We start from the raw sequence: 22,079 nt of genomic DNA, 5'->3' as shown, positions 1-22,079 counted from the left end.
CCTCAATACTAATACAAGCATTATTGTATTAGTATTGAGGGTTTTCGTTTATTTTAAACAATGAAATTTTGAAAACAAAAAAGCCCCTTCAATTAAGAAAGGAGCTCAAAGGCACGTGCTGGCCAATCGGTAATGATGACATCTACACCATAGTCAATCATAGTTTGTAAATCTTTATATTCATTAATGGTGTAAGGACGAAAAACGTATCCTTGCCCCTGTGCTAATTGGACAAACTCTTTCGTTAATAATTGAAAGTTTGGATGTAATCCAGTCGCCTCGCGCCTTTTTGCTTCAGCAATAGGATCTGCAAGTGGTGTATCGTACAAAATCGCTCTTGGAATTTCTGGAGCAATTTCTGCTAATAATGAAACGGAATCGTGGTTAAATGATGAAAATGCAATTTGATTGGATAGATGATATTCACGAACAAGAGCAACAACTTTTTCTTCAATATTTGGATAATGAAGAACATCTGTTTTTAATTCAATGTTAAGTTGTAAATTTGTTGTAGAGAGCCAAATAAATACTTCTCGTAATGTTGGGATTTTCGCCTCATGGAAAGAAGGATCTTTATGGCTACCAGCATCTAAAGCTTGTAATTCCTCTACAGTTTTTTCAGAAACAAGTCCTATGCCATTTGTTGTACGATCGACGGTTTCGTCGTGAATTACGACAAGTTCACCATCTTTTGATAAATGGACATCAAGTTCAATTCCATGAGCACCAATGCGTTCGGCTTCTTGAAAGGCAATCATCGTATTCTCTGGATGTGTCCCTTTTACCCCGCGGTGAGCGAAAATAAGTGGTTTATTCATGTGAAAATCTCCTTATCATCTCTTTTTCTTCATTATGAAACTGCCTTGGAAAAAATACAATTGAATAGGACAAACATTTACAAAAGTCTAACAGTTGCATAAAAGTTAACGTTAACGTAAAATGTAACAATCAAGTGAAGGGAGGAATAAACATGTATAAAATCGATGAAGTAACAAAGCAAGTTGGTTTAACAAAGCGTACACTTCGTTATTATGAGGAAATTGGTTTAATTCATCCCCCAGAACGAAGTGAGGGGAACATTCGCCTGTATACAGACGAGGACATTGCGAGAATTAAAAGGATTGTGGAAGCGAAAGAAGTACTAGGAATTACGCTTCAAGAAATGCAACATTTCTTATCGTTAAAAGAAAGAATGGAACAAAGAAGAAATAGTGAGAATCCGCGTGACCGTGAAGTGATTCAAGAAATTAAAGAGATGCTTGAAAAACAAGTGCAAACGTTAGACGAAAAAATGGAGCAAATGCAGCGTGTTAAGGCAGAGCTAGAGGATAGTTTAAGCCGTGCAGTTACATTTTTAGAGAATACAAAAGGAGAGTAATCAAAATGGAGAGCAAACAAAAATTAGGGAGATTGATTACAGTGGTGGCTACCTTCCTTGCCTTTTCAGGTATAGGAGTAGTCGACCCAATTTTACCAAGTATTGCTGAACAAATTGGTGCTTCGCATTGGCAAGTCGAGATGTTATTTACAGCTTATATTTTAACGATGGCAATTATGATGTTACCAGCTGGAATATTTGCATCAAGATTTGGTGATAAACGAATGATGACAATCGGTCTTGCGATTGTAACTGTATTTGCATTTATATGTGGTATATCGCAAACGATTGCTCAATTATCTCTTTTCCGCGCGGGGTGGGGATTAGGAAATGCGATGTTCTTCGCAACGGCGATGACATTATTAATTGCATTAAGTAAAGAAGTTCATGAAGCAGTAGGATTATATGAAGCAGCTATCGGTTTAGGGATGGCAGGTGGCCCATTGTTAGGTGGTATATTAGGTGGACATTCTTGGCGTTACCCATTTTTTGCGACGAGTATTTTAATTTCTTTAGCATTTATTTTAGTTTTCTTTTTTGTAAAAGAACCGGAGCGAAAAGTGAAGCGTAAAGCAGCAGGCGTAGGTGAATTACTTAACCTGGTGAAGTATAAACCGTTTATGCAAGGTGCCATTTCCGGGATGTTATATTACTACGGATTTTTCGTCGTGTTAGCATATTCACCACTTATTATGCATTTATCTGCTATTCAATTAGGATTTGTATTTTGCGGATGGGGATTAGCATTAGCTTACGGATCAGCAATTTTAGCGCATAAGCTAGAAGGTAAATATGAACCGAAAACATTGTTAAAAGGTAGTTTACTCGTATTTGCGATTTTCTTAATTGCACTATTCTTCGTTAAAATTATGTGGTTACAAATCGTATTAATCGTTCTATCAGGATTAGCATCAGGCTTAAATAACGCGTTATTTACAAGTTATGTAATGGATATTTCACCTTATGAAAGATCTGTTACATCAGGTGTTTATAACTTCGTTCGTTGGTTAGGGGGCGCGATTGCTCCAATTTTATCAGGAGTCATCGGTCATACAGTTTCACCACAAAGTCCGTTTTTAGTCGGTGGAATTGTTGTGTTAGTTGGTTGCGTAATGATCTTAATTCCGATTCGTAAACCGGTAGAAATAGAGACAGAAGCCCTTTCTTAAGAAAGGGTTTTCTTTCCTATTACAGAGCAAACCCTTTTTACATATATGTTAGAACCCTCTGACTAAAATATATTTTCGGTATTTTTTTACTTTTAACTATACTTTTTGGATGTTTTGTTTTATTTTTGGTAGGGGACATTAATGATGTCCCCATTATAAATTTGCAGCGAAAGGCGTGATTGTACGATGGAACTATGGTTCACTGAAAAACAAACAAAGCATTTTGGAATTACGGCGCGTATTAACCGCACATTACATACGGAGCAAACAGAATTTCAAAAGCTTGATATGGTTGAAACGGAAGAGTTCGGAAACATGCTTATTTTAGACGGCATGGTTATGACGACAGAAAAGGACGAGTTCGTTTATCATGAAATGGTAGCGCACGTACCTTTATTTACACATCCAAACCCTGAGAACGTATTAGTTGTTGGTGGTGGCGATGGTGGTGTTATTCGTGAAGTGTTAAAACACCCAAGCGTGAAGAAAGCAACTCTTGTTGAAATCGATGGAAAAGTAATTGAGTACTCTAAGCAGTACTTACCATCAATTGCAGGTGCATTAGATGATGAGCGTGTAGAAGTAAAAGTAGGAGACGGTTTCCTACACATCGCAGAAAGCGAAAACGAATATGACGTAATTATGGTAGATTCTACTGAGCCAGTAGGTCCAGCAGTAAACTTATTTACAAAAGGCTTCTACGCTGGAATTTCAAAAGCGTTAAAAGAAGATGGTATTTTCGTTGCCCAAACGGACAACCCTTGGTTTACACCAGAACTAATTACAACTGTGTTTAAAGACGTAAAAGAGATTTTCCCAATTACTCGTCTATACACAGCAAACATTCCGACGTATCCAAGTGGACTTTGGACGTTCACAATCGGATCTAAAAAACATGATCCATTAGAAGTAAGTGAAGAGCGTTTCCATGAAATCGAAACGAAATATTACACAAAAGAATTACACAATGCAGCATTCGCATTACCGAAATTTGTTGGCGATTTAATTAAGTAAGAAAATCGAGTTTGAACAAATAAAGTGTAAGTAGTTCATTTAAGGTGTTTGTCCAGAAGACTTGAACATGCTAGCTACTTACACTCCTATATATAAAATAGTCTTCTTATCGTTAAAAAAGAAGACCCCGGTAAATCGAGAAAGAGGAGCAATGCGCTCCAAATTTGAGAAATAGTGAAAGGTTGGGATACCTTAAGTTCCACATAAGGAGGAAAAGAATATGCGTTTTGATGAAGCTTATTCAGGTAAAGTATTTATTAAAAGTCATCCAAGTTTTGAAGAGTCAGAGGCAGTTATTTACGGGATGCCTATGGATTGGACAGTAAGTTTCCGTCCAGGATCTCGCTTTGGCCCTGCACGTATTCGTGAAGTATCAATCGGTCTTGAAGAATATAGTCCGTATTTAGATCGTGAACTAGAAGAGGTAAAATATTTTGATGCGGGTGATATCCCATTACCATTTGGGAATCCACAGCGCAGCATAGACATGATTGAAGAATATGTAACAAAACTATTAGATGCCGGTAAGTTTCCACTAGGTCTCGGCGGAGAGCACTTAGTGTCTTGGCCAATTTTTAAGGCAATGGCAAAAAAATATCCGGATTTAGCAATCATCCATATGGATGCTCATACTGACTTACGTGAGTCATATGAGGGAGAGCCTTTATCCCACTCTACACCAATTCGTAAAGTGTGCGATTTAATTGGTCCGGAAAACGTATATTCTTTCGGTATTCGTTCTGGAATGAAGGAAGAATTCGAATGGGTAAAAGAAGTAGGTATGAATTTATATAAATTTGACGTATTAGAACCGTTAAAGGAAGTATTACCGAAACTTGCAGGACGCCCAGTCTATGTCACAATTGACATCGACGTATTAGACCCAGCTCACGCTCCTGGAACAGGAACATTAGAAGCTGGAGGTATCACATCTAAAGAACTATTAGAGTCCATCGTAGCAATTGCAAATTCAAATATAAAAGTAGTCGGAGCAGACTTAGTAGAAGTAGCTCCAGTCTACGATCATAGTGATCAAACACCAATCGCAGCAAGCAAATTCGTGCGGGAAATGCTGCTCGGCTGGGTGAAGTAAAAGCGGAGGCAGCTCGCTCAGAATCGCAGGTCATTGGAACGCTCGACCGAGAAGCGCTTTTGGCTTCGAACGAGAGTGTGAAATGGCCGGAGATTCTAGCTGCTGTAGCTGGATAAAATAAAAGCGCAAGCGGCTCGCTCAGAATGTGAGGGGGATGGAGCTTCAGACGTAGAGGCGTTTTTTGCCTCGAAGGAAGAAGCGAAGCCACGGAGCATTTTAGCCGCTGTAGCTAGATAAAATAAAAGCGAAGCCGACTCAAAAAGTGTTTTGAGCCGGCTTCTTTTATTAATAGGTAGGTTATTATTGTCTTATTTAGTAGTTAAGTCGATATCCTTTGTCGAAACATCGATATATGCGGAGTTGTGTTCAATATAATTTCACTTACCGTCACGCGACATAAAAAAGAGCTATTCTCAAACGATGAGAATAGCTCCCTTTCTTTACGCAACCTTCTCTTCCGAAGTAATTCCGCGAATTTCATCAGCAGAACGGATTGGATATTTGCGGAACACAATGGAACCGACGTATCCAACAATAGTGGTAACGATTCCACATAATACGGCAGCAATCGTTACTTTTATTACATCATTAAATCCGAACAGTACGAGAAGTCCTGGAATTGGTGATGCTGTCCCTGGTGCATTATTAACGAGCTGGAATAGCGACGTAATAATACCGGCAAGCGCACCGCCAACAAAGTTTGTCATATAGATAGGAATTGGATTTGCTGAGACAACATCGGCCTGTGTTAACGGCTCGATTGCCACGGCGATTGTATCTTTCTTTGAACAGATTTTTAGTCGTTTAAAGAAAATGAAGTTCATTGGGGCAGAAGCTGCTACGGCAAGACTACCAATTGCCATTGGTAAACCAGTTAATCCAAGCATTGCAGTTAGTGCCATAGAACTTAATGGAGATGTAGAAATAACTGTTATTAATCCACCAAGCATAATACCCATAATGATAGGACTTTCTGTAGTTGCAACTGAAATCATAGAACCGATTTTACCGAGTGTTGCGTTAACGAGTGGATCCATAAGCATGGCCATTCCACGTGAAATTGGTGCGGCAATACATAGGATTGCTAAAAATTCTACACCAGCTGGTAATTTCTTTTCGAGAAATTTCACGACGAAAGCACAAACGTATCCAGCGAAAAATCCTGGTAAAATACCGAATCCGCTAGTAGCGATACCGATTAAAACAGCGTATACGGGTGAGACACCGATTGCCAATGCGACTAAAATTGCCGCTGCGACACCGCTCATACTACCAGAAGCTTCTCCTACTGATTGTAAAAAGTCATTATGAAACATTTCTCCACCAATATAACGGTGAAATGCTTCAATAAGAAAACTTGCGATTGCTGCATTAGCTAAAGCGCCCATTGCTTTCATTCCGTAAGGCGCACGGTAACTGAAAAGTGTAAATAGAGAAAGTACAACAAGTAATAGTGCTAAACCTTGCAAGATAGCCATTTGAAAACTGTCTCCTTTGATTTTTGTAATAAAAATTTGTATCATTCAATAATAATATAAAAGTTTGTTAAACGGAAAAAATTTTTATTGGGAAATTGCTGTAAGGTGAAAAACTCTTACAATAATGTAAGGAAAGTGTAAGGCATTTCGATAGAGTATAGTATGCCTTTTTTCGTATAATACAGGTATAGACAGACAGTGAGAAAGAAGTGCAAACAGGAGGCGCATTTATGAAATTGGTAATTAAAGTTTTAGCTGTGTTCGCCATTATTTTAGGTGGAACAGCATATTATTTAAACACGAAAACAGAAGGTGTGCATGCTTTTGTAGACAACTTCTTTTCAAATAAAGAAATACAAGATTATTATGCTGTTATAGATAAAAGTGAAAAAAAAGACGATGAATATTTGTATACATTTAAAGGGTATACAGAAGATGGAAAGCTACAAGTTATTAAAAGAATGGTGAACCGTGAATTGCATACGGGTGCTTTTATAAAAATTTATGCAAAAGGTATGCAGGGAAAAGGATGGGCTGAAATCTCGAAAGAATCAATCCCGCAAAAAGCGTTGCAAAAAATAGAAAAGCCATAAAAGGAGCGAATCGTTCGCTCCTTTTTTAGTGAGTTAAAATGGTGATAGCTGAACTTTCTTTATTAGAAATGATTTTTGCCCTTCCACCAATTGGGAAAGTAAAGATTGGAGTTGTATGTCCGAAACTGGCATTCGCAATAATAGGGATATGTGCAAGTTCAGGCTTTGAAGCAATCATTTCTTGAATGTCTTCTATCGTACATTCTGCTCCTTTTTGCATTCTTCCTATAACGATGCCTTTTACGTACTCAAAATCAGTTTGCTGCATAAGAGAATGTAAATATCGATCAAAAGTTTTTAGGGTAGATTTTCCTGTTAAACTATCCTCTTCAAGAAATAAAATTTTGCCCTGTAAGCTTGGTATATATGGTGTACCTTGCAGTAAATTAAATGTGCTCATATTGCCACCAATAATATCTCCGATCGCTTCCCCTTCTTGAATTGAAACATATCCTTCATTTGTAATAAATTCTCGATTTTCTTGATCCATATACCAAGAGTCATCGCTCCAAGTTTCAGCTGGTAGTATTTCAATAGGTTCATGAGAAGTTAAGCACTTTAAAAAGTAATCGGTCGTATAATTGAGCCCTTTCTCCATTCCAAATGAAGAGAAGTGAGGACCTGAATATGTAACTAAGCCTGTTTTAGCATAAATCGCGTTACTTAAAGCGGTAATATCAGAATAACCGCAGAAAATTTTCGGATTTTCTCGAATTAAATCATAATCGAGATGTTTCAATAAACCATTAGAGTTGTATCCGCCAAGTGTCGTCAAAATGGCTTTTACATTAGGATCTCTAAATGCTTCGTGGAGGTCTTGAACTCGTGAAGAAATAGAAGAGGAAGCGAATCGATCTATCTCATCAGCATATTTTGAGAATGTAACTTGAAAGCCTATGTCGGTTAATCTTTTTATAGCAAGGTCTCTGTTTTCATTTGAGACAATACTTAAACTACAAGATGGTGAAATAACCCTTATTTCATCACCTTTTTTTAACTTTGTTGGTAGCACCAAATTCACCCCTTGAAATGAAAGAATATTTAGATTTAAAAAATATTTTAACATATGAAATAAAGTGAAGGTGAATTATTTTTTGAAAAGGAGTTTTCCTGATTTTTCAGCAGACAGACAGAGTCTTTTTTTGATATGATAGGAAAAGTGATTTATTATAAGTAGTATTTAATATCTATAACATTTGAAGGGTGTGCAAGACGTGAAGAAACAACTTGCAGGCTTGCCGGTACACGTTCATTTCGTAACAGAAATCCGTGAAGGGGCGAGGAAGGAAACCGTTGCTTTTGAAGCAAATGGTCAATACTATGTAAAAGGTCAAGGTACATATATAACATTCCAAGAGCCGAACGAACAAGGCGAAGTGAAAACAATTATTAAAATTCAAGATGAACAAGTTCTCATTATGCGTTCAGGTGCTATTTCTATGCGTCAGACGCATGTGAAAGGTGAATGGACAACTGGTACGTATACGAGTGAACTTGGTACGTTTGCATTGCAAACGAAAACTGATAACGTTTTTTTTAAATGGTCGGATGAAAAGAAAAAAGGACAACTCTTCTTAACGTACGCATTGCTTCTAAGTGAACAAGAAGCTGGCAGATATACAATTACACTTAATTTGAAGGAGGCAAAATAATGAATTCTTTAGAACAAGTAAAAGGATTGATTAAAGAAGAAATTCAAGCTGCTGTATTAAAGGCAGAACTAGCGACAGAAGAACAAATTCCAAACGTTGTATTAGAATCTCCAAAAGATAAAACAAATGGTGACTTCTCTACAAATATGGCAATGCAACTTGCACGCGTTGCGAAAAAAGCACCTCGTATGATTGCAGAAGAATTAGTTGCAAACTTCGATAAAGCAAAAGCTTCTATTGAAAAAATTGAAATCGCTGGTCCTGGTTTCATTAACTTCTACATGGATAATAGCTACTTAACAGACTTAATCCCAACAATCGTCAACGCTGGTGAAGCATACGGTGAAACGAATACTGGTAAAGGTGAAAAAGTACAAATTGAGTTCGTATCTGCGAATCCAACAGGCGATCTTCACTTAGGACATGCACGTGGTGCGGCAGTAGGTGACACTTTATGTAACGTATTAGCAAAAGCAGGATATGATGTATCTCGTGAGTACTACATTAATGATGCTGGTAACCAAATTCATAACTTAGCTCTTTCTGTTGAAGCTCGTTACATGCAAGCTTTAGGTTTAGAGAAAGAAATGCCAGAAGACGGTTACCATGGTGCGGATATCATTGGAATCGGTAAACGTTTAGCTGAAGAGTTTGGCGATCGTTATGCAAAAGCTGATGCAGAAGGAAGCTATGAATTCTATCGTTCATACGGTTTAAAATATGAGTTAGCAAAACTTCAAAAAGATTTAGCAAGCTTCCGTGTTAACTTCGATGTGTGGTTCTCAGAAACATCATTATACAAAAACGGAAAAATTGATCAGGCTCTTGCTGTATTAAAAGAGCGTGACGAAATCTTTGAAGAAGGCGGAGCAACTTGGTTCCGTTCAATGACTTACGGTGACGACAAAAACCGTGTATTAATTAAAAATGACGGTTCTTACACATACTTAACGCCAGATATCGCTTATCACCGTGATAAATTAGAGCGTGGTTTCGATAAGCTAATCAACATTTGGGGTGCTGACCACCACGGTTACATTCCTCGTATGAAAGCTGCTATTCAAGCACTAGGTTACGATAAAGAAACACTTGAAGTAGAAATCATCCAAATGGTACAACTGTACCAAAATGGTGAAAAAATGAAAATGAGTAAGCGTACAGGTAAAGCAGTTACACTTCGTGAGCTTATGGAAGAAGTAGGCGTGGACGCAATGCGATACTTCTTCGCAATGCGTAGCGGTGATTCTCATTTAGACTTCGATATGGACTTAGCTGTATCAAAATCTAATGAAAACCCAGTATACTATGCACAATATGCACATGCTCGTGTATGCAGTATCCTTCGTCAAGGTGAAGAGTTAGGATTAGCTACAGGTGGAGGCGTAAATTACAAACTTGTTACTTCTGAGAAAGAAGTAGAGTTACTGAAAAAACTTGGTGAATTCCCAGCTGTAGTTGCGGATGCAGCGCAAAAACGTCTGCCACACCGCATTACAAGCTATGCATTTGAATTAGCAGCAGCATTACACAGCTTCTACAATGCAGAAAAAGTATTAAACCAAGATAATTTAGAATTAAGTAAAGCTCGTTACGAATTAATGAAAGCAGTACGCACGACACTTCAAAATGCATTAGCAATCGTAGGAGTATCTGCACCAGAAAAAATGTAATAAAGAAAAGATGTCTATTTTTGTTTAGAATTGATATACAAGTTGATATATAAACTTCTGATCAGTCTATAGACTGATCAGAAGTCAAAGAAAGAAGATCAACGAAAAGACGTATGGGGGAGAACCTCACGTACGTCTTGATGAGGGTAAACTGAAATAAAAAAGAGATGGCAGAGCTGTCTCTTTTTTTTATTTCAGTTTTCTAATATAAATACATGTGACAAATATATGTTATGGTGATGAAGTGAAAATAGTAAAATACCAATTAACTATTGATTTTTAGGAACGATTCTAGAATAATAGACTGTTGGGGGTAAAATTATCAAAAATCCATATATGTATTATTAGTTGGTGGAATGTTACTAGGAAATGGTGTGATTGTTGTAAAAAACATTGTTACAGCTATGCCAAATACTAAAATAACAATTCATCTAACCAATTAGTAATTAATCTTGAAAACTTCCAGCTTAGTCAAGAAACTAGGGGGATATGTTTAAAATAGTACATATAGTACAATTGAAGTTTTCATGATTTGATAAAAAATAATGAAAGGATATAAATCTCTCGGTTTTGATATTATCATCATATATAAGCTCATTTTAATTCTTCGACATAGCCATGGAACCCATTAGGCAAAGTGTTTTTTCTCGACACTCATTTATATACTCCAAAAATGAAAAGGCTGAATTTCGTATTTCTATACGATTTACATGAAATCAGTTGACAATCATACTCTTTTTTAGTTACCCCCAAATTCGGTCCACTGTATTCAAATTTGGAGAATATGACTATCATCTTGCATAGGCAAACAAACAATACTTCATCCAGAGCGTTTTTAATTATATAATGCTGGCGGTGGAACGCTTCTTGTTCTACTTGTTTCGGTGTGTAGGTCGGCTGTGTAACTAAACACAAAACGTTTTAACATATGGCCAATTTCACCTCAACTCATAATGGCAGAAAACGCATCTTCAATAACATCTTTTAGAATACGAGTATCCAAGTATGTTTCACAGTTCGAACTTTCCTCGGTTGATATGCTAATTTCGATTATAGATGGTACTTCTTGTTATTCTTTTGGAGGATAAGTATGGAAGTTGGCCAAATGCATATTCGCTGTGAAATAGCTGGTCTATATTTGCCCACACTACAATTTTTGGTGTTGTTGCGCAATCGTTTGCGGTAGATGTGAAGAAGTTTTGGAAACTTTACGGCATAATAAGACGAAAGACTTTCATGCGTTTTATCGTGAGTGCTTTTTGAATTGTCTTCTTCTGACTTTGAAGTTATTCTATGGTCCGTCCATGTGTATTTGCAATTTGAATTTCTTAATCTGTTTTTGTTAAACAATATAGACCAGAAATAACATAGTTTAGACATGTCGGAGAAATGAGATGAATCTATATAAAAGTCAAACTTCAAGTTTCTAAGTAATAGAAGGGTTGAAAAAAGAGAAAAAGATGATAATAGCTATCAAAAATATTTAAGTGAAATAGCTTAATGACATTGAATAATAGAATCTTTGTCATAGTATGTTTGTACCAGGATCTATCTATTTTTAATTTTATAGGAGGACAACATAAAATATGTATTTAAAAAAAGTTACTTCGATTTTTTCGATTATAATGATTTTCATGTTTACTATAGGTCAGAGTCTTTTACCTATAGTAGCTAATGCGCAAGAGCTAAACACAGCAGGACTTGTGGATAGTTTTCAGATTGGTAAAACAAATCTAAGTACCACAGAAAGGACTAAAGTAACTGTAAACTTCAGTGAAAAAGATGGACTTAGGCTGAAGCCTGGAGACACACTAACATTAACACTGCCTCCAGAGTTAAAAGGATTAAATAGCGAGTTTCTATTAAATGACTATGGTACTTGTAAAGTTACAGCAGGTACTGTGGTATGTACATTTAATGATAAAGTGGATACATATGAAAATATTCAAGGGTATTTAAACTTTTTCGTGGAAGCTACTAATGTAGGAACGGATCAAAAGAAAGAGATTGAAACCAATTTTGGTACAACTGTAGATAAGCAGTCTGTAACAATTACCGGTCCAAGTAGTGGTGGTGGCACAGATCCTGGAAAGCCACCGTTTTTTTATAAAACTGGTGATATGAACTCAGGTAAGGACAATGAAGTACGTTGGTTCTTGAATATAAATTTAAATAAAGAAGAGTTAAGTCGTGATATTGTTGTGACTGATAATTTACAGGAAGGTCAAACACTTAATAAGGATAGTTTCTATATAAGTGTAGATGATTATCTAGGTCGTCGATCTTTAACGCTACAAGAGTTTGAAAAGCAAGGTTACGGAACGATTACCTTTACTGGAGACAGATCATTTAAAGTTATGCTTAATAAGGATAAAGCACGTCTTGCTGCCTTTACGATTGGTTATACATCTACTATAACGGAAGCTGGGAAGAAGCAAGAGTTTTTTAAGAATGATTATACGATTGATTACCAAGTCCTAAACAAAGAACCAGTTACTGAATCGGGTACTCATCCAGTCGAAAATATGACAGCTGGTGGTGGTGCTACTGGTAACAAGGTTCCAAAAGGAAAGCTGAAAATTGTTAAACATATTGAAGGAAATAAAGAAAAAGTAATTCCGAATGTCTCGTTTAAGTTGTATAAAGAGTCTGGTGAACAAGTTGGGGGCGAATATAAAACAAATGAAAAAGGGATAGTTGAAACTCCTCAATTATCACCAGGTAAATATTATGTACAAGAGGTTTCAGCTCCAGACTATATTGATTTCGATCCTCAGAAAAAAGTAGAGTTTGAAATAAAATCAGATGATGAAAATGGAGTCGAACTGGATATTCCAAATAAAGTGAAAACTACATCTGTTTCAGGAACGAAGATGTGGAAAGGCGATAACGAGAAAGATCGTCCAAGTTCAATCAAAGTAGAATTACTACAAAATGAGAAAATAGTAGACACAAAAGAAGTAACAGCGGCAGATGGTTGGAAATACAAATTTGACAACCTAGCAGTCTATGATGCAAATGGAGTGGCGTACAAGTATGAAGTAAAAGAACAACCGATAGATGGATACACAACAGAAGTAAATGGTTATGACATTACAAATACAAAAGTGGTACAAACAACCAAAGTAGAAGGAACGAAAACATGGAAGGACGGAAATGCGGAAAATCGTCCGAATATGATTAAAGTAGACTTACTACAAAATGGCCAAGTAATCGCAACGCAAGAAGTAACAGAAGCAAGCGGTTGGAAGTATGAGTTCAAAGATTTAGCGGCATATGATGCCGAAGGTAAGGCATATAAGTATGAAGTGAAAGAACAAGCAGTAGATGGATATCAAACAGAAGTAAAAGGTTATGACATCACGAATACAAAAGTAGGCAAGACGAAAGTAGAAGGAACGAAAACGTGGAAGGATGATAATGCGAAAGATCGTCCGACCATGATTAAAGTAGACTTACTACAAAATGGCCAAGTAATCGCAACACAAGAAGTAACAGAAGCAACAGGTTGGAAATATGAATTCAAAGATTTAGCGGCATACGATGCCGAAGGTAAGGCATACAAGTATGAAGTGAAAGAACAAGCAGTAGACGGATATCAATACGAAGTAAAAGGTTATGACATTACAAATACAAAAGTAGGTCAAACAAAAGTAGAAGGAACGAAAACGTGGAAGGATAACAATTCACCGGATCGTCCGAAAACAATCAAAGTAGACTTACTACAAAACGATAAAGTAATCGCAACGCAAGAAGTAACAGAAGCAAGCGGTTGGAAGTATGAATTCAAAGATTTAGCGGCATATGATGCCGAAGGAAAAGCGTACAAGTATGAAGTGAAAGAACAAGCAGTAGATGGATATCAATCCGAAGTAAAAGGATATGACATTACGAATACAAAAGATGCAAAAACAACAGTAGCAGGAACGAAAACTTGGAATGACAACAATGCATCAGATCGACCAACAACAATCAAAGTAGACTTATTGAAAAATGGCAATGTAATTCAAACACAAGATGTAACAGAAGCAACCAGTTGGAATTATACATTTGCAGACTTAGCACGATATGATGCAAATGGTGTTCCTTATACGTACACAGTAAAAGAGCATCCAGTAGCGGGATACAAATCGGAAGTAAATGGCTACAACATTACAAACACAAAAGTAGCAAAATTGACAGTAGAAGGAACAAAGACGTGGAAAGACGGAAATGCAATAGACCGTCCGGCAATGATCAAAGTAGACTTACTACAAAACGGTAACGTAATCAAAACACAAGATGTACTAGCAGTAATGGGTTGGAAATATATATTTGCAGATTTAGAAGCATACGATGCGAATGGAGTAGCTTATCAGTATGAAGTGAAAGAACAACCGATTGCGGGATATAAATCTAGCGTAAGCAGTTATGACATCACGAATACAAAAGTAGGCGAAACGAAAGTAGAAGGAACAAAGACTTGGAACGATAACAACGCAACAGATCGTCCGACGATGATTAAAGTAGATTTACTACAAAACGGTAAAGTAGTAGACACAAAAGAAGTAACAGAAGCAACAAATTGGAAGTACACATTTGAAAACCTACAAGCATACGATGCAAACGGAGTAGCTTACGAGTATAAAGTGAAAGAACAAACAGTAGATGGATATAAATCGGAAGTCAAAGGTAATGACATCACAAATACAAAAGTAGGCGAAACGAAAGTAGAAGGAACAAAGACTTGGAACGATAACAATGCAACAGATCGTCCGACGATGATTAAAGTAGACTTACTACAAAATGGTAAAGTAGTAGACACAAAAGAAGTAACAGAAGTAACAAATTGGAAGTACACATTTGAAAACCTACAAGCATACGATGCAAACGGAGTAGCTTACGAGTATAAAGTGAAAGAACAAGCAGTAGACGGATATCAATCGGAAGTAAACGGTAATGACATCACGAATACAAAAGTAGGCAAAACAAAAGTAGAAGGAACGAAAACGTGGAAGGATGATAATGCGAAAAATCGTCCGACGATGATTAAAGTAGACTTACTACAAAATGGCCAAGTAATCGCAACGCAAGAAGTAACAGCGGAAAAAGGTTGGAAATATGAATTCAAAGATTTAGCGGCATATGATGCCGAAGGTAAGGCATACAAGTATGAAGTGAAAGAACAAGCAGTAGACGGATATCAAACAGAAGTAAAAGGTTATGACATCACGAATACAAAGGTTGGTCAAACAAAAGTAGAAGGAACGAAGGTATGGAAGGACGGAAACGGTGAAGAGCGTCCGGAAACAATCAAAGTAGACCTACTACAAAATGGCAAGTTAATCGATACAAAAGAAGTGAGCGCAGCAAGCGAATGGAAATATGCGTTTACAGATTTAGCGGCATATGATGCCGAAGGTAAGGCATATAAGTATGAAGTAAAAGAGCAACCAGTAGACGGATATCAATCCGAAGTAAAAGGTTATGACATTACAAATACAAAAGTGGCGCAAACAAAAGTAGAAGGAACGAAAACATGGAAAGACGATAATGCGAAAAATCGTCCGAATATGATTAAAGTAGACTTACTACAAAATGGCCAAGTAATCGCAACGCAAGAAGTAACAGCGGAAAAAGGTTGGAAGTATGAATTCAAAGATTTAGCGGCATACGATGCCGAAGGAAAGGCATATAAGTATGAAGTGAAAGAACAAGCAGTAGACGGATATCAAACAGAAGTAAAAGGTTATGACATCACGAATACTAAAGTTGGTCAAACAAAAGTAGAAGGAACGAAAACGTGGAAAGACGATAATGCGAAAGATCGTCCGACGATGATTAAAGTAGACTTACTACAAAATGGCCAAGTAATCGCAACACAAGAAGTAACAGAAGCAAGCGGTTGGAAGTATGAATTCAAAGATTTAGCGGCATACGATGCCGAAGGCAAGGCATATAAGTATGAAGTAAAAGAACAAGCGGTAGATGGATATCAATCCAAAGTAAAAGGTTATGACATTACAAATACAAAAGTAGGTCAAACAAAAGTAGAAGGAACGAAAACATGGAAAGACGATAATGCGAAAGATCGTCCGAATATGATTAAAGTAGACTTACTACAAAATGGCAAGGTAATCGATACAAAAGAAGTAAGCGCAGCAAGCGAATGGAAATATGCGTTTACAGATTTAGCGGCATATGATGCCGAAGGTAAGGCATATAAGTATGAAGTAAAAGAACAAGCAGTAGACGGATATCAAACAGAAGTAAAAGGTTATGACATCACGAATACAAAGGTTGGCAAAACAAAAGTAGAAGGGACGAAAACATGGAAAGACGATAATGCGAAAGATCGTCCAACAATGATTAAAGTAGACCTACTACAAAATGGTACAGTGATTGCGACGCAAGAAGTAAGTAAAGCAACAGGCTGGAAATACGAATACAAAGATTTAGCGGCATATGATGCCGAAGGTAAGGCATACAAGTATGAAGTGAAAGAACAACCAATCGACGGATACAAATCCGAAGTGAAAGGTTATGACATCACGAATACAAAGATTGGTCAAACAAAAGTAGAAGGAACGAAGGTATGGAAGGACGGAAACGGTGAAGGGCGTCCAGAAACAATCAAAGTCGACCTACTACAAAATGGCAAGGTAATCGATACAAAAGAAGTAAGCGCAGCAAGCGAATGGAAATATGCGTTTACAGATTTAGTGGCATACGATGCCGAAGGTAAGGCATATAAGTATGAAGTAAAAGAACAACCAGTAGACGGATATCAATCCGCAGTCAAAGGATATGACATTACGAATACAAAAGTAAGCAAGACGAAAGTAGAAGGAACGAAAACATGGAAAGACGATAATGCGAAAGATCGTCCAACAATGATTAAAGTAGATTTACTACAAAATGGTAAAGTAGTAGACACAAAAGAAGTAAGCAAAGCAACAAATTGGAAGTACACATTTGAAAACCTACAAGCATACGATGCAAACGGAGTAGCATACAAGTATGAAGTAAAAGAACAAGCAGTAGACGGATATCAAACAGGAGTACATGGTTATGACATCACGAATACTAAAGTTGGTCAAACAAAAGTAGAAGGAACGAAAACGTGGAAAGACGATAATGCGAAAGATCGTCCGACGATGATTAAAGTAGACTTACTACAAAAAGGCCAAGTAATCGCAACACAAGAAGTAACAGAAGTGACAGGCTGGAAATATGAATTCAAAGATTTAGCGGCATACGATGCTGAAGGTAAGGCATATAAGTATGAAGTGAAAGAACAAGCAGTAGATGGATATCAATCCGCAGTCAAAGGATATGACATCACAAATACAAAAGTAGGCGAAACGAAAGTAGAAGGAACAAAGACTTGGAACGATAACAACGCAACAGATCGTCCGAAAGCAATTAAAGTAGACTTACTACAAAATGGTAAAGTAGTAAACACAAAAGAAGTAACAGCAGCAACAAATTGGAAGTACACATTTGAAAACCTACAAGCATACGATACAAACGGTGTAGCTTACGAGTATAAAGTGAAAGAACAACCGGTAGACGGATACAAATCTAAGGTAAACGGTAATGACATCACAAATACAAAAGTAGGCCAAACAGAAGTAGAAGGAACGAAGACATGGAAAGACGATAATGCGAAAGATCGTCCTTCAATGATCAAAGTAGACTTACTACAAAAAGGCCAAGTAATCGCAACACAAGAAGTGAGCGCAGCAAGCGAATGGAAATATGCGTTTAAAGATTTAGCAGCATATGATGAGAATGGTGTAGCTTACAAGTATGAAGTGAAAGAACAAGCAGTAGACGGATATCAATCAAAAGTCAAAGGTAATGACATCACAAATACAAAAGTAGGCCAAACAAAAGTAGAAGGAACGAAGACATGGAAAGACGATAATGCGAAAGATCGTCCTTCAATGATTAAAGTAGACTTACTACAAAATGGCCAAGTAATCGCAACACAAGAAGTGAGCGCAGCAAGCGAATGGAAATATGTGTTTACAGATTTAGCGGCATATGATGCTGAAGGAAAAGCATATAAGTATGAAGTGAAAGAGCAACCAGTAGATGGATATCAATCCGAAGTCAAAGGATATGACATCACGAATACAAAAGTAAGCCAAACAAAAGTAGAAGGAACAAAAATGTGGAAAGACGATAATGCGAAAGATCGTCCGAAAGCAATTAAAGTAGACTTACTACAAAGCGGTAAAGTGATTGCGACGCAAGAAGTAAGCAAAGCAACAGGCTGGAAATATGAATTTAAAGATTTAGCAGCATATGATGCAGACGGAAAAGCATACAAGTATGAAGTGAAAGAACAAGCAGTAGACGGATATCAAACAGAAGTACATGGTTATGACATCACGAATACAAAGGTTGGTCAAACAAAAGTAGAAGGAACGAAAACGTGGAAAGACGATAATGCGAAAGAACGTCCTTCAATGATTAAAGTAGACTTACTACAAAGTGGCCAAGTAATCGCAACACAAGAAGTGAGTACAGAAAGTGATTGGAAATATGAATTTAAAGATTTAGCAGCATATGATGCTGAAGGTAAGGCGTACAAGTATGAAGTGAAAGAACAACCAGTAGCGGGATACAAATCCGAAGTAAATGGTTATGACATCACGAATACAAAAATCAAGGACGAACCAGGTGTAGATCCAAAAGATCCAAGCACAGATCCAAACACAAATACAGACAAAAATAGCGATTCAAAAGTTCCACCTAATAAAGAAAATGATAAGCCAACATTACTTCCTAACACAGGAGGAACATCAGCAGAAATGATTTCAATTCTTGGAGGTATGGTATTGTTCCTTTTAGGTGGAATTCTATTCGCTCGTCAGCGAATAGAATAATAAAAAAGCTTTAGATTATTGATTACATCGTAATCTGAGTAGCAGATAAATTAAAAAATTACTATTGATATTGCTCCCTTTAGGTAAGTATTCAAAAACACTTCACGATAAAGTGAAGGGAAGAATGCAACCTGAAGGGTTTTTTTTATAGAAAAAAGAGAACAGTTTCAAGTTGGACTCAATCAGCGGCCCAATAATATGGTCAGCTTTCATAGAGATAAGCGGCTCTAAAGCGATAATAAAACTGCAAGAATAATTTTTTCATAATGGAAGAGCCTCTTTATTAGATGTACTCACTATTATTACAATTTTTATTCTACATGGTAGTACCATGTAATGGATATTTTATTATGAGTATATTGCAATTTTTATTATACATGATAAGTTGTGTAATAAATATGTTATTATGCATATATTTGAATTTTTTATTCTATATGGTAATGCCATGTAATAAATATGCCTTTTTACATATTTATTTTTCCTTAATAAAAAGCTACCGATTAATCGGTAGTTTGAAATAGTGTTAAGCGGCTTTTTGTCCTGTTTTCACGGTAGGTTGAAGGCTATTATAGACACCTGTACCAATGACCTCTAATGCCATTTTCATACGTTCTGGTGAAATGTTCTCAAATACGTTATCTTGAGGCGTGTGATATACCTTTTCGATATGATAGATTAATGGATTCCAACTATCGACGCCCATCCAAATAAATAGTGCAGAAGGGATACCCACTTCAGCAAATGGTACGTGATCACTAGAGCCAAATTTTCCTTGAAGAACGAGGTTATTATTTAATTGTTTACCTGCTTGTAAGGCAGCATCTGTTACAAGGTTTGTTGAGCCATCAGGAGTCATTGCATATAAATTTTTTGCTTTATCATAATTTGTTGCAACCATGTCTGCGTTAAAGACACCTAAAATTCGATCACGTTCCTTTTGGGACAGACTATTAACATAATAATCAGAGCCAAGTAAGCCAGTTTCCTCAGAACCAAAAGCAATAAAACGAATTTCTTTATCAGTTTCTACATTTTGAAAAGCACGAGCCAGTTCTAATACTAATCCTGTACCAGAAGCATTATCATTTGCCCCAGGTGCTCCAACGACACTATCGTAGTGTGAACTTACAACGACGGCCTTTTCATTACCTGTACTATTTTTTGGTTTCTTTTTAGCGATGACATTTAAGGATGTTAAATTAGATTCATGTCTCGCTTTTAGGGAAAGAATTGTTGTCTCTTTTTTAGCGATTTCTTCTTTAAATGCATTTCCTTGAGCGTAAGCAAGACCGAAGACAGGGATAGCCTGTTTTTTAGCTAAGCGAGGATTGAAAGTTTGTCCATAGTTTCCGCGTCCGCCAATTAAGCTGTATAAAAGAACACCTTTTGCCCCTTTACTAACAGCATTTTCAACCTGTTTATTATAATCTGCTACTGTTGCACCTCTTTCGAATAAAACAATTTTTCCGTTTACCTCATTTGGAATATCGTCTAATTTTGTACCACCTTGAACAAAGATAAGCGGAGCTGTAACAGCTTCTGTAGAAATTAGTGCATTTGGAGCAGCACCAGCTTGCCAATTACGCTTTATCCCTAATGGTGATTCGATAAATCCAACGTATTGATCCGGCACTTGAAAGGGCTGATACTCTACTTCATATCCCATTGATTTAAGCTGCATACTAACATAGCGAGAAGCCCATTCTTCTGATTTTGTACCACCTGGACGGGGACCGATTGTTTCGGATAAGAAACGGATATGTTCGATGGCGCGGTTTGCATCAACTTGTTTTGTAATAGGTGGGGTCTGTGTAATTTCTGACGTGGAATCAGCTTTTGCTTGCCCGATTGGAGCTAAGCTAACGGTGAGTGATACAGCAAGCAAGGAGCTTACTATTTTTTGTTTCAGCGATTTTCTCATTTTTTCCTCTCCCATTCTTCTATTCTCTCTGACTGACAAAAGAAGACGGATAACGACTTTATTTTATCTTTATATGTTTGAATTTTCAATAATCGGATGTTGAGAAATAAAAAACGCTATATGCATATTTGCATATTTTCAGCTTAGATATGTATGCTATCATTTTAAATGAAGGATCGCTTTCTATTCTGAAGGCTCCTACATTGCATGAATCTAGTGTACCCAAACTTTAGATTATGTGGGGAAAAGGGATCCGTTATAGGGTTTCTTTTCTTTTGTTTGAATCATGTGATGGTAACTATGTTTCCGCATTTCATAATTATCATCAGTGATATATGTAAGGCATCCATATGAAAATACGAGGCTGTTCAAGAGTTTTCCATACTTTTGGACAGCCTCACCCCGTTAAAAAGGTGATACTTTGATGCATCACCTTTTTATTATATTTCTGTTAAAATAATTGGTTCGCCGCGTGTTACGACAACTGTATGTTCACATTGTGCAACAAGGCTTTTATCTGGTGTAACGAATGTCCAACCATCATCACCGCGCTCAATAATATGATCAGCTTTCATAGAAATGAATGGTTCTACAGCGATAACAAGGCCGTCTTTTAGAAGTGCATTATCCATTGGATCATAGTAGCTTAAGATGTGATTTGGGGCTTCGTGTAAGCTAAGACCAATGCCGTGACCAGTTAAGTTTTGAATAACGTTATATCCACTTTTATGTGCAAAGTTAGAAACAGCACGACCAATTTGATTTTGTTTTGAGCCAGCTTTTACTTTTTTCATTGCTTCCCAAAATGAGTCTACTGCTGCTTGGCAAAGCTTTTCTTTTTCTTCATCGTCGCCAAGAACAAATGAGATACCTGTATCTGCATAATATCCGTCAAGTGCTGCTGATACGTCTACGTTTACTAAATCGCCTTCTTTTAATACGCGATCGCTTGGAATGCCGTGAGCAACTTCTTCGTTTACACTAATGCAAGTTACACCTGGGAATTTATATTCTTTTTCAGGCGCTGAAATAGCACCGTGCTCATCTAATACTTTTTTACCAATTAAATCAAGCTCTTTCGTTGTCATACCTGGCTTCGCTTGCTTTTTCATTTCTTCGCGTGCAAGTGCAACGATGCGGCCGATTTTTCGTAAACCTTCTAAATCTTGTTCATTACGAATAATCATGAAAACCACTGTCCTTCCTCGAATATATGTCTTATCCGATTGTATCAT

General features: G+C 37.0%; 13 protein-coding genes. 8 read left to right on the top strand and 5 right to left on the bottom strand.

Annotated elements, in window-relative coordinates; genetic code table 11:
- Positions 1–92 precede the first annotated feature (92 nt).
- On the bottom strand, positions 93–818 hold the full coding sequence (locus ABH960_RS02315; protein WP_219300794.1) for a glycerophosphodiester phosphodiesterase: 726 nt from the start codon (positions 816–818) through the stop codon (positions 93–95).
- A gap of 152 nt (positions 819–970) precedes the next feature.
- Here ABH960_RS02315 and ABH960_RS02310 point away from each other — a divergent pair, with 152 nt between their 5' ends.
- The 4 genes from ABH960_RS02310 to speB all read left to right on the top strand — a co-directional run bounded on the left by ABH960_RS02310 (position 971) and on the right by speB (position 4,654).
- The gene (locus ABH960_RS02310) at positions 971–1,378 is read left to right on the top strand and encodes a MerR family transcriptional regulator (protein ID WP_002016353.1); all 408 of its coding nucleotides are present in this window, start codon (positions 971–973) and stop codon (positions 1,376–1,378) included.
- Positions 1,379–1,383: 5 nt separating this feature from the next.
- Positions 1,384–2,547, top strand: a complete 1,164-nt coding sequence (locus ABH960_RS02305; protein ID WP_002089799.1) for an MFS transporter — start codon at positions 1,384–1,386, stop codon at positions 2,545–2,547.
- A gap of 186 nt (positions 2,548–2,733) precedes the next feature.
- Positions 2,734–3,561 carry a polyamine aminopropyltransferase gene (gene speE, locus ABH960_RS02300; protein WP_000424693.1) on the top strand — a complete coding sequence of 276 codons (828 nt, stop codon included), beginning with the start codon at positions 2,734–2,736 and terminating at the stop codon, positions 3,559–3,561.
- 220 nt (positions 3,562–3,781) lie between these two features.
- A complete protein-coding gene (gene speB, locus ABH960_RS02295) occupies positions 3,782–4,654 on the top strand; it encodes an agmatinase (protein WP_404442413.1) in 873 nt (290 codons plus the stop codon).
- A 440-nt stretch (positions 4,655–5,094) separates the two neighbouring features.
- Here speB and ABH960_RS02290 read toward each other — a convergent pair whose 3' ends face one another.
- On the bottom strand, positions 5,095–6,132 hold the full coding sequence (locus ABH960_RS02290; protein ID WP_404442410.1) for a PTS sugar transporter subunit IIC: 1,038 nt from the start codon (positions 6,130–6,132) through the stop codon (positions 5,095–5,097).
- Between the two features lie 230 nt (positions 6,133–6,362).
- On the opposite strand from ABH960_RS02290, the gene ABH960_RS02285 reads away from it, so the two are divergent.
- A complete protein-coding gene (locus ABH960_RS02285) occupies positions 6,363–6,725 on the top strand; it encodes a YxeA family protein (protein ID WP_002130097.1) in 363 nt (120 codons plus the stop codon).
- Between the two features lie 25 nt (positions 6,726–6,750).
- Here the strand turns inward: ABH960_RS02285 and ABH960_RS02280 are convergent, their stop codons facing one another.
- Positions 6,751–7,791: a S66 family peptidase gene (locus ABH960_RS02280; RefSeq protein ID WP_404442407.1), complete on the bottom strand. Its 1,041-nt coding sequence runs from the start codon at positions 7,789–7,791 to the stop codon at positions 6,751–6,753.
- 148 nt (positions 7,792–7,939) lie between these two features.
- Here ABH960_RS02280 and ABH960_RS02275 point away from each other — a divergent pair, with 148 nt between their 5' ends.
- From ABH960_RS02275 to ABH960_RS02265, 3 genes are all read left to right on the top strand, one after another.
- Positions 7,940–8,377: a YwiB family protein gene (locus ABH960_RS02275; protein ID WP_404442404.1), complete on the top strand. Its 438-nt coding sequence runs from the start codon at positions 7,940–7,942 to the stop codon at positions 8,375–8,377.
- Positions 8,377–10,047, top strand: a complete 1,671-nt coding sequence (gene argS / locus ABH960_RS02270; protein ID WP_404442402.1) for an arginine--tRNA ligase — start codon at positions 8,377–8,379, stop codon at positions 10,045–10,047. The genes ABH960_RS02275 and argS overlap by 1 nt, the downstream gene beginning before the upstream one ends.
- 1,586 nt (positions 10,048–11,633) lie before the next feature.
- Positions 11,634–18,923: a Cna B-type domain-containing protein gene (locus ABH960_RS02265; RefSeq protein WP_483862321.1), complete on the top strand. Its 7,290-nt coding sequence runs from the start codon at positions 11,634–11,636 to the stop codon at positions 18,921–18,923.
- Positions 18,924–19,446: 523 nt separating this feature from the next.
- Here the strand turns inward: ABH960_RS02265 and ABH960_RS02260 are convergent.
- Complete coding sequence (locus tag ABH960_RS02260; protein WP_404442396.1) at positions 19,447–20,844, bottom strand: M28 family metallopeptidase; 1,398 nt, start codon at positions 20,842–20,844, stop codon at positions 19,447–19,449.
- A gap of 440 nt (positions 20,845–21,284) precedes the next feature.
- Complete coding sequence (map, locus tag ABH960_RS02255; RefSeq protein ID WP_080001788.1) at positions 21,285–22,079, bottom strand: type I methionyl aminopeptidase; 795 nt, start codon at positions 22,077–22,079, stop codon at positions 21,285–21,287.

Source organism: Bacillus sp. RC252 (genome assembly GCF_044909215.1).
Taxonomy (GTDB): Bacteria; Bacillota; Bacilli; order Bacillales; family Bacillaceae_G; genus Bacillus_A; species Bacillus_A mycoides.
Note: the sequence above shows the minus strand (reverse complement) of the source record. Positions and strands in the feature narration are given on the sequence as shown.